This is a genomic window from Streptomyces sp. NPDC058221 (assembly GCF_042882365.1).
Lineage (GTDB): Bacteria > Actinomycetota > Actinomycetes > Streptomycetales > Streptomycetaceae > Streptomyces.
Map to the genome: position 1 here is coordinate 42,398 of NZ_JBHVWF010000039.1, position 14,869 is coordinate 57,266.

General features: G+C 71.5%; 11 protein-coding genes and 1 pseudogene. 6 read left to right on the forward strand and 6 right to left on the reverse strand.

Annotated features, from left to right (window positions below):
* Positions 1 to 2 precede the first annotated feature (2 nt).
* The gene (gene gmd, locus ACFVW8_RS15510) at positions 3 to 1,016 is read right to left on the reverse strand and encodes a GDP-mannose 4,6-dehydratase (RefSeq protein WP_389690062.1); all 1,014 of its coding nucleotides are present in this window, start codon (positions 1,014 to 1,016) and stop codon (positions 3 to 5) included.
* A 112-nt stretch (positions 1,017 to 1,128) separates the two neighbouring features.
* Between gmd and ACFVW8_RS15515 the strand changes: the two genes are divergently transcribed.
* The gene (locus tag ACFVW8_RS15515) at positions 1,129 to 2,112 is read left to right on the forward strand and encodes a GDP-L-fucose synthase family protein (RefSeq protein WP_389690064.1); all 984 of its coding nucleotides are present in this window, start codon (positions 1,129 to 1,131) and stop codon (positions 2,110 to 2,112) included.
* Positions 2,113 to 2,208: 96 nt separating this feature from the next.
* On the opposite strand, the gene ACFVW8_RS15520 is transcribed toward ACFVW8_RS15515, so the two are convergent.
* Positions 2,209 to 3,702 carry an exopolysaccharide biosynthesis polyprenyl glycosylphosphotransferase gene (locus tag ACFVW8_RS15520; RefSeq protein WP_389690066.1) on the reverse strand — a complete coding sequence of 498 codons (1,494 nt, stop codon included), beginning with the start codon at positions 3,700 to 3,702 and terminating at the stop codon, positions 2,209 to 2,211.
* 416 nt (positions 3,703 to 4,118) lie between these two features.
* Between ACFVW8_RS15520 and ACFVW8_RS15525 the strand changes: the two genes are divergently transcribed.
* A complete protein-coding gene (locus ACFVW8_RS15525) occupies positions 4,119 to 5,378 on the forward strand; it encodes an FAD-binding protein (protein ID WP_389690068.1) in 1,260 nt (419 codons plus the stop codon).
* 15 nt (positions 5,379 to 5,393) lie between these two features.
* Here the strand turns inward: ACFVW8_RS15525 and ACFVW8_RS15530 are convergent, their stop codons facing one another.
* Both ACFVW8_RS15530 and ACFVW8_RS15535 read right to left on the reverse strand, forming a co-directional pair.
* Entirely contained in the window at positions 5,394 to 6,389 is a 996-nt protein-coding gene (locus ACFVW8_RS15530) for an MASE1 domain-containing protein (RefSeq protein ID WP_389690084.1), read from the reverse strand.
* A 67-nt stretch (positions 6,390 to 6,456) separates the two neighbouring features.
* Positions 6,457 to 7,290 (reverse strand): PP2C family protein-serine/threonine phosphatase, encoded by an 834-nt coding sequence (locus ACFVW8_RS15535; RefSeq protein ID WP_389690070.1) that lies wholly within the window; start codon positions 7,288 to 7,290, stop codon positions 6,457 to 6,459.
* Between the two features lie 270 nt (positions 7,291 to 7,560).
* Between ACFVW8_RS15535 and ACFVW8_RS15540 the strand changes: the two genes are divergently transcribed.
* From ACFVW8_RS15540 to ACFVW8_RS15550, 3 genes are all read left to right on the forward strand, one after another.
* The gene (locus tag ACFVW8_RS15540) at positions 7,561 to 7,863 is read left to right on the forward strand and encodes a DUF1876 domain-containing protein (RefSeq protein WP_389690072.1); all 303 of its coding nucleotides are present in this window, start codon (positions 7,561 to 7,563) and stop codon (positions 7,861 to 7,863) included.
* A gap of 106 nt (positions 7,864 to 7,969) precedes the next feature.
* Positions 7,970 to 8,608: a DUF6629 family protein gene (locus ACFVW8_RS15545; RefSeq protein ID WP_389690074.1), complete on the forward strand. Its 639-nt coding sequence runs from the start codon at positions 7,970 to 7,972 to the stop codon at positions 8,606 to 8,608.
* A 552-nt stretch (positions 8,609 to 9,160) separates the two neighbouring features.
* A complete protein-coding gene (locus tag ACFVW8_RS15550; RefSeq protein WP_389690075.1) occupies positions 9,161 to 9,646 on the forward strand; it encodes a lamin tail domain-containing protein in 486 nt (161 codons plus the stop codon).
* A gap of 110 nt (positions 9,647 to 9,756) precedes the next feature.
* On the opposite strand, the gene ACFVW8_RS15555 is transcribed toward ACFVW8_RS15550, so the two are convergent.
* Positions 9,757 to 11,832, reverse strand: coding sequence for a SpoIIE family protein phosphatase (locus ACFVW8_RS15555; protein ID WP_389690077.1), 2,076 nt, complete (start codon positions 11,830 to 11,832; stop codon positions 9,757 to 9,759).
* A gap of 213 nt (positions 11,833 to 12,045) precedes the next feature.
* On the opposite strand from ACFVW8_RS15555, the pseudogene ACFVW8_RS15560 reads away from it, so the two are divergent.
* Positions 12,046 to 13,908, forward strand: a pseudogene (locus tag ACFVW8_RS15560) (rhamnogalacturonan lyase); the annotation flags it as partial.
* A 634-nt stretch (positions 13,909 to 14,542) separates the two neighbouring features.
* On the opposite strand, the gene ACFVW8_RS15565 reads toward ACFVW8_RS15560, so the two are convergent.
* A partial coding sequence (locus tag ACFVW8_RS15565; RefSeq protein WP_389690078.1) for an IS607 family transposase occupies positions 14,543 to 14,869 on the reverse strand: 327 nt, incomplete at its 5' end.

The window sequence follows — 14,869 nt, forward strand, 5'->3', positions numbered from 1 at the left end:
TCTCACCGGTCCACCCGCACGGCCGCTCCGGTCAGCTGGTCGGCCAGCTGCCGGACATCGGCGTCGACCATGATCCGGGCCAGCTCCTGCGATCTGACCGCCGGCTTCCAGCCGAGCAGCTCCGCCGCCTTGGACGCGTCCCCGATCAGCGCGTCGACCTCGCTGGGCCGCTCGTACTTGGCGTCGTACAGGACGTGCTCGCGCCAGTCCAGACCGGCGTGCTCGAAGGCGTACTCCAGGAACTGCCGGACGCTGACCCCCTCACCGGTGGCGACCACGTAGTCGTCCGGGGCATCGCACTGCAGCATCCGCCACATTGCGTCGACGTACTCGGGGGCGTAACCCCAGTCGCGTACCGCGTCCAGGTTCCCCAGGTGCAGATGCGTCTGCAGGCCGGCCTTGATCCGGGCCACCCCGCGGGTGATCTTCCGGGTCACGAAGGTCTCGCCGCGGCGCGGGGACTCGTGGTTGAAGAGGATCCCGTTGACCGCGAACATCCCGTAGGCCTCGCGGTAGTTGACGGTCGACCAGTACGAGTAGACCTTGGCGACGCTGTACGGGCTGCGCGGGTGGAACGGTGTCCGCTCGTTCTGCGGCGGCGGACTGGCGCCGAACATCTCCGAGGAGGACGCCTGGTAGACGCGGGTGTCGATGCCGCTGGCGCGTACCGCCTCCAGGAGGCGGACGGTGCCGAGCCCGGTGATGTCGCCGGTGTACAGCGGGGCGTCGAAGGAGACCCGCACATGCGACTGCGCGCCCAGGTTGTAGACCTCGTCGGGCCGGATGTCGCGGAGCAGGTTCACCAGGGCGACACCGTCGGCGAGGTCGGCGTGGTGCAGGACGAAGGAGCGGTTCTCCTCCTCGGGGCCCTGGTAGATGTGGTCGATCCGCTCGGTGTTGAAGCTCGACGAACGGCGGATGAGTCCATGGACCGTGTATCCCTTGTGGAGCAGCAGCTCGGACAGGTACGAACCGTCCTGTCCGGTCACGCCGGTGATGAGCGCGGTCTTCGTCACGTCTCCTCCTTCTGTGGTCGCCCGAAAGGCTGTTGGCCGACGAAATTTCAGAGTTTGTGCGATCTGCGGCAAAACATCACCGCGTCGTGGAGCTGCTGGCACAATCCGAGCCATGACGACTGATCTCCCCGGCCCCTCCCAGGAATTCGTCCCGTCCCTGCTGCGGCCCGGTGCCCGGGTGTTCGTCGCCGGCCACCGGGGTCTGGTGGGCTCGGCGGTGGCGCGCCGCCTCACCGCCGAAGGCCACGAGGTGATCACCCGTGGCCGTGACCGTCTGGACCTGCGCGACGCCGAGCGGACTGCGGCCTTTCTGCGGGAGGCCCGTCCGGACGCCGTGGTGCTGGCCGCCGCCAAGGTCGGCGGGATCATGGCCAACAGCAGCTACCCGGTGCAGTTCCTGGAGGAGAATCTGCGGATCCAGCTGAGCGTGATCGCCGGGGCGCACGCCGCAGGTGTCCCACGGCTGCTGTTCCTCGGCTCGTCGTGCATCTATCCCAAGCACGCACCGCAGCCCATCCCCGAAAGCGCCCTGCTGACCGGCCCGCTGGAGCCGACCAACGAGGCGTACGCGCTCGCGAAGATCGCCGGGATCGTGCAGACCCAGTCCTACCGCCGGCAGTACGGCGTCTCGTACATCAGCGCCATGCCGACCAATCTCTACGGACCGGGCGACAACTTCGACCTGGAGAGCTCGCACGTCCTGCCGGCGCTCATCCGCCGCTTTCACGAGGCGCGGCGGAGCGGGGCACCGGCCGTCACGCTCTGGGGCTCCGGAAGCCCCCGGCGCGAGTTCCTGCACGTCGACGATCTGGCCGCCGCCTGCGTGCTGCTGCTGGAGCGCTACGACGGTGACGAACCGGTCAACGTCGGCTCCGGAGCGGACCTGACGATCCGTGAACTCGCCTCGATGGTTGCCGAGGTGACCTCTTATCAGGGAGAGGTCGACTGGGACACGAGCAAGCCGGACGGCACCCCGCGCAAGCTGCTGGACGTGTCCCGGCTGGCCGCCCTCGGCTTCGCACCCCGGATCGCGCTGCGTGAGGGAATCGCAGGCACCTACGCCTGGTGGCTGGAACAGGAGGGCGCGCAGGTCTGACCGGCCGCCGGGACCGGCGCTCCCGGCCGGGAGGGCGGACGCCGTCGCGCCGCCCACCCGGCCCCTCTCCGTTCCTGGCATGTGGCGCCGCCGCTCTCAGTACGCCCCGCGGCCGTCGGTGACGGCGCGCAGCGTACGGGCCATGAGCCCCATGTCCGTGGCCACCGACCAGTTGTCGACGTACCAGAGGTCCAGCGACACGGTCTCCTGCCAGGACAGGTCGGAACGCCCGCTGACCTGCCACAGGCCGGTCAGCCCCGGTTTGACCGCGAGCCGTCTCAGCTCGCGCTCGTCATAGCGGGACACCTCGTCCGGCAGCGGCGGACGCGGGCCTACCAGGGACATGTCACCCCGTAGGACGTTGAAGAGCTGGGGCAGCTCGTCGAGGGACGAGCGGCGCAGCAGCCGGCCGATGCGGGTGACCCGGGGATCGCGGCGCATCTTGAACATCGGGCCGTCGTTCTCGTTGGAGGTGGCGAGCCGCGCCCGGTGCTGGTCGGCGTCCGCCACCATCGTGCGGAACTTCCACATGGTGAACGGCCGGTTGTGCTGTCCGTGGCGGGTCTGCCGGTGGAGGGCGGGACCGCTCGATGTGAGCCGGACCGCCGCCGCGACCAGCAGCAGCAGCGGGGCAAGGGCCAGCAGGCCGAGGGCGGCGCCGGTCCGGTCCACCGCGGCCTTGAGCGCGGGCTGCGGGCCCCGCCGCAGCGGCGGCACGACATGCAGCAGCGTCAGCCCGGCAGCCGACGCCGGACGGACCCGGTCCGCCGCGATCTCCGAGAGGTGCGACAGCACGGACAGGTCGAGTCCGCCGTCGTGGAGCCCCCAGGACAGCCGCCGTAATCGCTCCTCGGCGAGCCCCGGTCCCGGTATCACCAGGGCCAGGTCGGCCTCGTGCGCGAAGGCCGCGCCCAGCACGGTGGAGGCGTCGTCGTCGGCGGGCGCGGGCGCGAGCCGCCCGGGGACCGGGGCGTCACAGCTCAGCGCCGCTGTTCCCACCGGCACCGCCGCGACCACGAGATAGCCGTGGTCCGCACGGGATCCGAGCAGCCGTACCGCCCGGTCCACCCCCGTGGCCTCACCGACCACCAGCACCCGGCGGGCCGTCCGCCGCGTCCCCCACCGGGGCAGCCGGCGGACTCCGGACACCGCCGTGGTCGCCAGCAGCCCCGGGATCAGCGCCACCACCGCCGCCGACGGATCGATGGATCCGTCGGCCGCGGTCCAGAGCACCGCCAGCACACCGATGAGCAGCAGCCAGTCCCCGGACGTGCTCAGCGCCCCGCCCGGCGCCCGGAGCGAGTACCGGCCGCGCGCCGCCCGCACACCGGCCCACACCAGCGCTGCCGCGACCGCGCCGGCCAGGGCCCTCGGCTCCCCGTCGGTGCGCAGCACGAGCCAGCCGGGAAGTCCGAGGCCGAGCAGGTCGAAGCAGATGACCAGCGGCAGGTACCGGCCGGGTCTCCGTTTCGGACCGGGCCGGCCGGACCGTTCGCGCTGTACGGTCGGGACCTGCGGCAGCCGGTCGAACTCCTGGCTGCGGGGCCGGTTCGAAGCGGTCCGTGGACGAGGCGCCCCCGCCAGTCCCACGGGTCCTGAGATTTCGGTTTCGGGTAGCTCGACATGCCCCATGAACCCCCCAGTCACAGTTGCATCTCCACAAACGGGGCGCATCCGCCGATCCTGTGGACTGACGGATGCGCCCTCGCTCGGTGCACGATATCCACACACGTGCCATTTCGCTGGAGTTCCAGCGAAGTTCAGACATGCGGCGTGAGCCGGAACTCGTCCCGTTCCGTGCTGGATCACAGGTTCTGTGCGGGGGTGTTGGTATTTGGGACACACCACAATCGGGCGGTGTGCGGATATGTACCGCCGCTGCACCAACTACCTTACGTGTTCAGGCGGTTGGTCTGCGTGGCCTGCTCGCCCGTCGGGTCCGCGGCGCTGTCTGGGAGAATGCGGTGCCGGGAGACTGCCCGGCCACGAGTGAAAGAGGACGCACGGTGACTCCCGCGGAGAAGAACTGGGCCGGCAACGTCACGTTCGGGGCGAGGCGGCTGTGCGTCCCCCGCTCGGAGGCCGAACTGCGGGAGACGGTGGCCGCTTCCACCGCGGTGCGTGCACTGGGTACCCGGCACTCCTTCAACGACGTCGCCGACACCGGCGGGGACCTGGTCTCCGTGGCCGGTCTGCCCCGCGTCGTCGAGGTCGACCCTGCGGCGGGCGCCGTGACGGTGAGCGCCGGGCTGCGCTTCGGCGAGTTCGCCGGAGAGCTCCACGAGAGCGGCTTCGCCCTGCACAACCTGGGTTCGCTCCCGCACATCTCGGTGGCTGGCGCCTGCGCGACCGGAACCCATGGTTCGGGTGTGGGCAACCGCTCGCTCGCGGGAGCCGTCAGGGCCCTGGACATGGTCACGGCCGACGGTGGGGCCGTGTCGCTGCGCCGCGGGGACGCGGACTTTCCCGGAGCCGTGGTGTCCATGGGCGCGCTCGGGGTGGTGACCCGGCTGACGATGGACGTCGTGCCGGCCTTCGAGGTGCGGCAGTGGGTCTACGAGGATCTGCCCGAGTCCAGGCTGACCGGCGCCTTCGACGAGGTGCTGTCGGCGGCGTACAGCGTCAGCGTCTTCACCGACTGGAGTCCGGGACCGGTCGGCCAGGTGTGGCTCAAGGAGCGGGTCGGGAGCGGGGGAGCGCGGCAGGCCTCCGGTGAGTGGCTGGGTGCCCGGCTCGCCGACGGCCCGCGCCATCCGATCGCGGGTGTGCCCGCCGGCAACTGCACCCGGCAGCAGGGCGCCGTCGGGCCCTGGCACCGGCGGCTGCCGCACTTCCGGCTGGAGTTCACCCCGAGCAAGGGGGACGAGCTGCAGTCGGAGTACTTCGTGGCCCGGCAGGACGCCGCTGCCGCCTACGAGGCCTTGGGACGGCTCCGCGACCGGATCGCCCCGCTGCTGCAGATCTCCGAGATACGCACGGTCGCGGCCGACGACCTGTGGCTGAGCCCCGCGTCGGGCAGGGACTCGGTGGCCTTCCACTTCACCTGGGTACCGGACACCGAGGCCGTGAAGCCGGTGCTCGGGGAGATCGAGGAGGCGCTGGCGCCGTTCGGGGCGCGGCCGCACTGGGGCAAGGTGTTCACCACCGCCCCCGACGTCCTGCGCACGCTGTACGGACGTTTTCCCGACTTCGAGAAGCTGATGGACCGGTACGACCCGGCCGGCACCTTCCGCAACGACTTCCTGGACCGGCACTTCCCGCGCTGACCCCGGTCGGCGGCGTCAGCGTCCCTCGCGCTCGTCCCTCGCCCGGGACGGCCAGGCGGCCGCCGACATGCCCGGCGCGAGGTGGTCCACCACATCGGCCAGTTCCTCGCAGGCATGCTCGATCCTGCGGCGGACGTTCTGCTGTTCCGCGACGACGGCGGCCAGCAGCAGCGCGGTCAGCGCCACCGCACCGTTGAGGACCGTGAGGTTGATCATCACCTCGACGATGGTGTGGCCGGCGAACGGACCCACCTGGTCGGCCCCCGCGACCACCGCCAGGACGGACACCAGCAGGGCGCACGGGGCGCTGCCCGCCAGCTGGAAGCGCAGCGCCGCCCAGATGAGGATCGGGAACACCAGATAGAGCATGGACAGCGGCCCCCGGGTGGCCAGCACGGTACCCACGACCGCGACGACCAGCAGCGCGCCGGCCTCGGCCCACCGGTCGCCCAGCCGGGGCATCCGCACCTTGCGCAGCGCCAGCAGCACCGGGGTGACCACGAGCACCCCCATGGCGTCGCCCGACCACCATGCCGCCCACACCGACCAGAACGCGCTCACGGGCAGTTTGCCGTCGACCACCAGCATGGCGGTTCCCACGGACGAACTGATGACCATGCCCGCCATCGCGCCCAGGAAGACCAGCACGACACCGTCGCGCAGCCGGTCCAGTTCGCTACGGAAGCCGGCCCGCCGGAGTATCAGGTAGGCGCAGACCGGTGCGAGGGTGTTCCCCGCCACGACGGCGATCGTGGACGTCGAGACCGAGCCGCTGAGCGTGGCGATGACGAGCAGCGAGCCGAGAGCGATCCCGGGCCAGATACGCGGACCCAGATACAGCAGACAGCCCACGGCGATGCCGGTCGGCGGCCAGAGCGGCGTGACCACCGCACCGTGCACGGTGAGCTGCTCGAGAAGCCCCAGCCCCCCGGACACGTAGTAGGCGGCGGCGACTGCCAGGACGCGCAGTAATGCCACAGCCGGACGCCGGTACTCCTCGCTGCGGATCACGGTTCTCATCAGACACCGGCCCCGGTGGGAGGTGGCTGCGTGACACGCGCCGGTGCGGAGGGCCGCGTCATCCGGGGGCGGCGGGGAGCGCCTCGTGCCGCAGGACGAGCACGGCGGCGTCGTCCTGGTGCCCGGTGTGCTCCGCCGTCCCCAGGATCGCGTCGGCCAGCTCGCCCGCGTCGTCGCACACCCGGGAGCGGACCAGCCGGACCACGGCATCCAGCCCCTGGTCGATCGAGTAGGACGGCCCCTCGATCACTCCGTCGGTCAGCAGCACGAACGCCCCGGAGGTGGTGAGCCGCCGCGTGGTGACCGGGTACTCCTCACCGCTCTGGATCCCGAGCGGCAGGCCGCCCTCGTCCTCGGTGGTGCCCGACCGCCCGTCCGCCGTGGCCCACACCGCGGCGACATGGCCCGCCCGGGCGCTCTGCAGCTCCCCGGTGAACGGATCAACCCGTACGAAGGTGCAGGTGGCCAGCAGCCCGGAGTCCACGGACAGCAGCAGCTCATTGGTCCGGCGCACCACTTCGCCCGGATCGGCCGCGGTGACCGCCAGCGCGCGCATCGCGATCCGGATCTGGCCCATGAAGGCCGCCGCCTCGACGTCGTGTCCCTGTACGTCCCCGATGGCGAACGCCAGCGAACCGTCCGGAAGCCGGAATCCGTCGTACCAGTCGCCCCCGATGTCCAGACCGTTGCGCGCCGGTGTGTAGCGGGCGGCGGTCCGCAGCCCCGGCAGGGATGGCAGCGACGAGGGCAGCATCTCGCTCTGGAGGGCCTCGGCGAGCTCCACCCGGGCCTGGTGCAGCTCCACCTCGCGGCGCGCACGGGACGTCAGGTGCTGGAGTGTGGTCAGCAACTCCTCGGCACTGGCCGAGCGGGGAGGACGACGCCGGTTCATGGGCCGCTCCGCAGTGCGTGTGGTGGCGAGCCGCACCACAGGGTCTGTCGTGGCGGGACGGTCCGGGAGGTCAGCGTTCATCCGGGTTCGGGCCGCGCCCCGGCTGCTCCCGGACGTGGCTCCCTGCATCCTATTTCGGTGCGGGGATCGGCGCAGGGCGAGCTGCTCCCGCAGGCCGGGAACGGGCGTGGCGTGCCGCTTGGGTGGATGCTGGGAGTGAACCCGCGTGGCGGCGTCGGACGGCGGCCGGCGCGGGCCGGGAGGTGTGCGATGAACCGGACGCAGGAGTGGACGGTGCGCGTCGACGTGTCCGAGGAGGACGGCGGCGCGACGAAGGCGGAGGCGGTGCTGGACACGGGCACGGCGAGACTCACCGGCCACGGGGTTGCCCATTGCAGTCCGCAGGATCCGGACGTTCCCACCATCGGTGACGAAGTCGCGGCGAGCCGTGCGATGCGCGATGTCGCGGCCCAGCTGATGAGCGTGGCCGACCGCGAGATCGGTGAGGCCGGCGCGGGGCCCGCGGACGGGCCCGTGCCACCGCCGTACGCCTGGTCGGACGCGACGGCCTGAGCCCGGCCGGGCAGATGCCGTGTCCAGGCCCGCGCCCGCCGCAGGGGCCGTAGCGTGACCGGCGAGGACACCGGTTCACGGATACGAGAAGCCCGCGGGGGACGCCATGTGCTGGAGCGCGACCGCAGATCTTGCCGCGGGCAGCGCCGTCGCGGCGATCGGTGTCGCCTGTGTCGTACGGACGCGCCGGGTCCGGGACCTGCCACTTGCCGCGCTCCCGCTGCTGCTCGGCGCCCACCAGATCATCGAGTCCGCGGTCTGGCACGCGAACGGCGGCACCGGCCCGGCCACCGTGGCCTGGGCCGTCATCGCGCTGCCGGTGCTGGCGTTGTGGGTGCCGCTGGGGGTGTGGTGCGCGGCGCCCTCGCACGCCCGGCGGTGGCTGGTGCTGCCGCTGGTGGCCGGGGCCGCGACGTCCGCCGCACTCGGGTACGGCCTGGCCGTGCGTCCGGTGGCCGCCCAGATCCGCGGGCACACCCTCGGCTATGTGCTCGATCTGCCGCGCCCCGGCCTGCTCGTCGCGGGCTATCTCGTGGCCACCGTCGGATCGCTGCTGCTGTCCGGCGACCGGTGGCTGCGGTGGCTCGGGGTGCTGGCCGGGGTCGGGGCCGCGGTTTGCGCCGCCCTGTGGCGGCTGGAATTCATCTCGACCTGGTGCGCGTTCGCAGCCGTGTGCTCGGTGGTCCTGCTCGGCTGGTCCGGGAGGCGCCCCACCGCCGTGACGTCCCGAACCGCCGGGCCGTGACGGCACGCTCCAGCCTCATCCCTCACCGAAGTGCCGCGCCACGTACCGCGGCGGCGCCCGTGCCGCGCGCCCGCCGGCTCGGCCCGGAACGCGTCCAGCGACTGCGGGGTGCGGGCGGTCCCGCGCAGCACGACCAGCGTGATGCGGGCCGGGGCGATCACCGGTTCGTCCGGCGTTCGGGAGAACGTCCGTGCGCCCGTCCCCGGGGTAACGGAACGGGCGTTCGTATCCGGCCAAGCGGTGGCTGTTACAGATTCCGGGAGCTGATCCGCCGTCCCCGTGCGGGCTCGACGCCACGGCGGCGCGGGGGCGCAGGCCGCGTCAACCCGGTGCCGTACGTCTGGATGCAGCGGACAGGAATTGACAGGTACCCGGAGATTTCGGTGCATGGAGCCCGCAATCGCGTGTGACGGAAATGTCCGCACTTCGTAACACGGACCGGTGCGATGTCCATGGACCGGGCAACGGGGCCAGAGTGTGGCTGCCCGGCATCACGCCGGGACCGAACAACGCCCGGACCGCACGGCCCGGGCCTGCATCTGAGGGGTCTTCATGTCCCGTTCCGCACGGCGGATCACCGCCACCGTTCTCGCTGCCGGCGCACTCGTGGCCGCCGCCGCTCTTCCGGCGACCGCAGACGGCCACGGCCACGGTCACGGCCGAGGCCACGGCAAGCCGGCCCCGCGCCCGGCCGTCGTCCTGGGCAAGATCCAGTACGACAGCCCCGGCCGCGACAACGGCTCGAACCGGAGCCTGAACGGTGAATGGGTCACCGTCACCAACACCGGCCGCAGCCCGGTCAACCTGCGCGGCTGGACCCTCAGTGACGAGAGCCACCGCAGCTACCGCTTCGACCTGCGTCTGGCCGGCCGCTCCTCGGTGCGCGTGCACACCGGGGCCGGCCGCGACAACAGCCGCGATGTCTACCAGGACCTCCGCCGCCACGTCTGGGACAACAGCGACACGGCGACCCTCAAGGACGCACACGGTCACAAGGTCGACTCGAAGTCGTGGGGCCACCACCACGGCCGCCGCTGACCGCTGACGGCCGCCCCCGGACCCGGGGCTGCCGCCCGCTCCCTGACCGCGGCGCACCACGGCCCACCGGGCCGCGGTGCGCCGCACCCGTGTCGCCGGACGCCGGTCCGTCAGGAACCGCCCTCGGGATCCGGGATCTCCTGCTCGGTCCACAGGGCCTTGCCGTCGGCGCCGTACCGGGTGCCCCAGTGCGTGGCGAGCTGGGACACGATGAACAGGCCTCGGCCGCCCTCGTCCACCGTGCGCGCATGGCGCAGGTGGGGCGCCACCGGGCTGGTGTCGTGAACCTCGCAGGTGAGGGTGCGGTCCAGCAGCAGCCGCAGGTGCAGCGGCGGGTTTCCGTAGCGGACCGCGTTGGTGATCAGTTCGCTCACGATCAGTTCGGTCGCCTCGATCGTCTCCTCGTCGAGGTTCCACCCTTCGAGCCGGTCCCGGACCAGCGTGCGGGCGATCGACGGCGTGGTGCGGTCGTGGGCCAGCTCCCAGGTCGCGACCCGGTCGGGCGGGACGACGCCGGTCCTCGCGAGAAGCAGCGCGGCACCGTCCGGGTGGGCGTCGGCGGGCAGGCTGTAGACGATGGAGTCGGCCAGCTGCCGCAGCGGGCGGTCCGGATAGGCGAGCGCGTCCTGCACCCCGGCCATGGACCGGGCGTCCGGCAGCAGCGAACCGGTGAGGAACGCCAGCACACTGCCTTCGCCGAGCTCGACCGTCGTGGTCGCGAACGGGGCGCTGTCGGCGGAGAAGAGTGACGGCCCCTCCGGTACGTCCAGAGCGACCGGGCTGCCGTCGGGCGCGACGACGACCGGTGCCGGATGCCCGGCCCGTGCCACGGTGCACGTCCGCGCGAACGGGTCGTACACCGCGTACAGGCAGGTCGCCGTCAGCGACTGGTTGTGCAGTGAGTCGCCCGGCGGCAGCGACCTGCGTTCCTCCGCCAGCCGGTCGGCCGTGTCGTTCAGCCGGGCCAGCACCTCGTCGGGCTCCAGGTCGAGACCGGCCAGCGCATGGATCACCGTGCGCAGCTGCCCCATGGTGATGGCGGTCAGCAGACCGTGCCCCTCGACATTGCCGATGATCAGCGCGGTACGCGCACCGGACAGCCCGATGGTGTCGAACCAGCAGCCGCTGTTACGCCCCGGCAGCAGCACATGCGCGGTCTCGACGGCGACCCGGGCACCGTCGTGCTGGGGGAGCAGCCTGCGCTGGACGGTCGAGGCGATGACATGGTCGCGCTCGTAGCGCCGCGCGTTCTCGATGCTCAGCGCCGCATGGGCCGCCGCCGTCAGCGCGAGCGCGAGATCGTCCTCGTCGTACGGTTCGGCGCCGGGGAACCGGTACAGGCTCACCAGACCGAGGACGGTGCCGTGCAGTTTCAGCGGAACCACGATCAGGGAGTGCGCCCCGGACACCTCGGTCATCCGCGCGCTCTCGGGATCCGCGGCCAGCCACGGGGTGTCCGGGCCGAGCGCGGACAGCCGGGGGCGCAGATCGTTCACGGCGAGCGCGAACGGCGTACGGTCCGGCAGCCGCCGCATGTCCCCGGCCGTACCGTCACCGCCGAGCCCCCGCTGCGCCGCGCGGCGCAGCAGGACATCGGGTCCCAGCGGACCGTTCGCAGGGGGTGAACCGCGCAGGACCTCGTCCACCACCTCGACCACGGCGAAACCGGCGAACCGCGGCACCAGGGCCGCGACCAGGCCCTCGCAGGTAGCCGCCACATCGAGGGAGTGGCCCACCTCCCTGCGCACGGCCGTCAGGCAGTCCGCCCGGGAGCGCGCCTTCTCCCGTTCATTGACGTCGACGACGGCAGCCAGCACCCCCAGCGGGTGTCCCCCGGGGCCGTCCAGACGGTGGAGGGTGACCATCAGGCTGCGACTGGGTCCCGGCGCCTGCATCAGCCGCCCGCGGATCACCCGGTCGAGCACGGGCACGCCGCTCTCCAGCACCCCGTGCAGCAGCTGTTCCGCGTCGTCCGGATCATCGAGCAGGTACGCCTCGGTGAAGTGCAGACCCACGATCTGCTCCGTGTCGACCGCGTCGGACAGCGAGTTGACGCGCTCCACCCGCAACTCCGTGTCCAGTACGTGCAGTCCCACCGTGGACTGGCTGAACAGGGTGTCAAGGAGCGCCACCGCCATGACGTCGCCCGTGATCGTCCCCGGGACCGGTCCACCGGCGTCCGACACGTCGCACCCCCATCGGGCTCCGCCACCCCAGCGAATCGGCAGCTTTCCCGACAGCCTGCGCACCTCGCGCCCGGCCCGCCACCGCGCGAGGCCGTACGGGTGAGGCCGCCGACCCGGCACTGACGCGATCCGGGCACGCGCGCACGGCAACCTTTCCGGGCCCGGCGGTCACTGACGTTACGAAACCCGCCCCCCACCCGGAAGGCACCTACCATGGCTGCTGAGCATCCCCGCCCCTCCCGCAGACGCCGCACCACCCGGACCCGCTCGCTGCTCGGCGCGGTGGCGGCGGGGCTGCTGGCCGCCGCCGGACTGGTCGTCTCGGGACAGACCTCGCACGCCGCGACCGTGCGCCAGGCGGAGGCGCTGGACCGCGGCGTCGTCAGCGTCCACACCGACACGGGCAACCTGATCAGCTGGCGCTGGCTCGCCACCGACGCCGACGACATCTCCTTCAACGTCTACCGGGCCGGCACCAAGGTCAACGCCTCACCGGTCACCGGCTCGACGAACTACTTCCACGAAGGAGCGCCCAACTCCGCCGACTACACGGTGCGCGCGGTCGTCGGCGGCGTCGAGCAGGCCGACTCCTTGCACGCGATCCAGTTCCGCACCGGCTACAAGGACGTCCCCATCAGCCCGCCCACCGGCGGCACGACCCCCGACGGCGTCGATTACACCTACGAGGCCAACGACGCGTCCGTCGGCGACCTCGACGGCGACGGTGCACTGGACTTCGTACTGAAGTGGCAGCCCACCAACGCCAAGGACAACTCCCAGTCCGGCTACACGGGCAACACGATCGTCGACGGGATCAAGCTCGACGGCACCCGGCTGTGGCGTGTCGACCTGGGCCGCAACATCCGCTCGGGCGCGCACTACACCCAGTTCCAGGTGTACGACTACGACGGCGACGGCAAGGCGGAGGTCGCCATGAAGACCGCCGACGGCACCGTCGACGGGCAGGGCAGGGCCATCGGCTCCTCCTCCGCCGACTACCGCAACTCCGCCGGCTACGTCCTGACCGGTCCCGAGTACCTCACCATGTTCGACGGGCAGTCGGGTGCGGCCATGGGCACGGTCGACTACGTCCCGGCCCGCGGGACCGTGTCCTCGTGGGGCGACAGCTACGGCAACCGCGTCGACCGGTTCCTCGCCGGGACCGCCTACCTGGACGGTGCCCGCCCGTCACTGATCACGGCCCGCGGCTACTACACGCGGAGCGTCATCGCCGCCTGGGACTGGCGGGACGGGGCCTTCACCCGGCGCTGGACCTTCGACACCAGCAGCTCGACCAACTCCGGCAAGGGATACGACGGGCAGGGCAACCACCAGCTCTCGGTGGCCGACGTCGACGCCGACGGCAAGGACGAGATCGTCTACGGCGCCATGGCCATCGACGACAACGGCAACGCCCTGTGGACCACGAAGAACGGCCACGGCGACGCCATGCACGTCGGAGACCTGGACCCGTCCCGTGCGGGGCTGGAGGAGTTCAAGGTCGACGAGGACAGCTCGAAGCCCTCGTCATGGATGGCGGACGCGAGGACCGGCCAGGTCATCTGGTCGACGCCCGCCGACGGTGACAACGGACGCGGGGTCAGCGACGACATCTGGTCCGGTTCCGCCGGAGCCGAGTCCTGGTCGGCGGCGGCCGACGGGATACGCGACCCCGAGGGCACCGTCGTCGCGAGCCGGAAGCCCTCCAGCTCCAACTTCCTGGCCTGGTGGGACGGCGACACCACCAGGGAACTCCTCGACGGCACCCACATCGACAAGTACGGCACCTCCGCGGACACCCGGCTGCTGACCGGGGCGTCGGTCCACTCCGGCAACGGGACCAAGGCCACCCCCGCGATCTCCGGCGACCTGTTCGGCGACTGGCGTGAGGAAGTGGTCTGGCCGACCACGGACAACACCGCGCTGCGGATCTACTCCACGCCGTACGAGACCAGCACGAAGATCACCACGCTGCTCCACGACACCACCTATCGCACGGCGCTGGCCTGGCAGAACACCGCGTACAACCAGCCGCCGCACCCGGGCTTCTTCATCGGCGACGGGATGGCGACCAGCGGCTGTTGTTCCTCGACCTGGAAGGCGACGAACCAGCGCCCCCGGTCCAGACGTACCGTCGCGGACAGGATTCGCATGGTGCCCGCATCAATGAGTGCACGCAGGCCGGAGGCGTTCTCGTGGAGGCGGACCGTGCCGATCCTGGGCAGGGTGACATGCCTGCCGCCGGGCTCGATACGGATCGTGCCGGTCGTGAACCGGCACGTCGGACGGGCCTTTCGCTTCGACTTGAAACGCGGAACACCCACCCGCGCGCCCTTGCGCTTGCCGTTCTTGGACTTCGCGTAGTTGTCGAAGGAGGCCGACGCGTTCGCCAGGCCGGTGTTGTAGGCCTCCTTGGAGTTCTCCTCCCACCACCCCGCGAAACGCGGATCAGTCCGTTTGTCCTCGTTGAACGCCTTCCGCAGCGAGGGCAGCGACCACGACCGCCACAGAGTCAGCTCATCCTCCGGGATGCCGTACGAGACTTCGGCTTTGCGCTGCCACCACACCGCGGTGACATGAGCGATGGCCCAGTTGTACGCGGCCCGTGCAGCACCCGCATGCGAATGCAGACGACCCATGGCCGTGGCATTCGGATCCAGGGCCAGCCTGTGCGCGGACACGGTGAAGCCCGGCTGCGGTGTGAATTTCTTCATCCGGCCACGTCCTGTGGGGCGGTGGCGGCCGCGACCGCCCGGGCGGCCCGCATCTTCGCCGAGCGCCGCCCGTACAGACGGGCGCACATCGAGGTGAGGACCTCGGTGACGTCCCGCACCAAGTCATCGGCGGTCTCAGCCGGATCAAGGACCAGCAGACACCGCCCCGAGGCCGAGAAGGCCGCTTCGAGGTGCTCGACGCCGAATCGGGCGAGCCGGTCACGATGCTCGACCACGATCGTCCCCACTCCCGGATCGGCCAGAAGGCCGTGCAGCTTACGGCGGCGCCCGTTCAGACCGGACCCGGTCTCCGTCACCACCTC

What these genes read in the sequence shown, in the direction of transcription:
- ACFVW8_RS15515 (WP_389690064.1), top strand. Translation starts at nt 1,129, where the DNA reads ATGACGACTGATCTCCCCGGCCCCTCCCAGGAATTCGTCCCGTCCCTG.
- ACFVW8_RS15535 (WP_389690070.1), bottom strand. Translation starts at nt 7,290, where the DNA reads ATGAACCGGCGTCGTCCTCCCCGCTCGGCCAGTGCCGAGGAGTTGCTG.
- ACFVW8_RS15540 (WP_389690072.1), top strand. Translation starts at nt 7,561, where the DNA reads ATGAACCGGACGCAGGAGTGGACGGTGCGCGTCGACGTGTCCGAGGAG.
- ACFVW8_RS15545 (WP_389690074.1), top strand. Translation starts at nt 7,970, where the DNA reads ATGTGCTGGAGCGCGACCGCAGATCTTGCCGCGGGCAGCGCCGTCGCG.
- ACFVW8_RS15550 (WP_389690075.1), top strand. Translation starts at nt 9,161, where the DNA reads ATGTCCCGTTCCGCACGGCGGATCACCGCCACCGTTCTCGCTGCCGGC.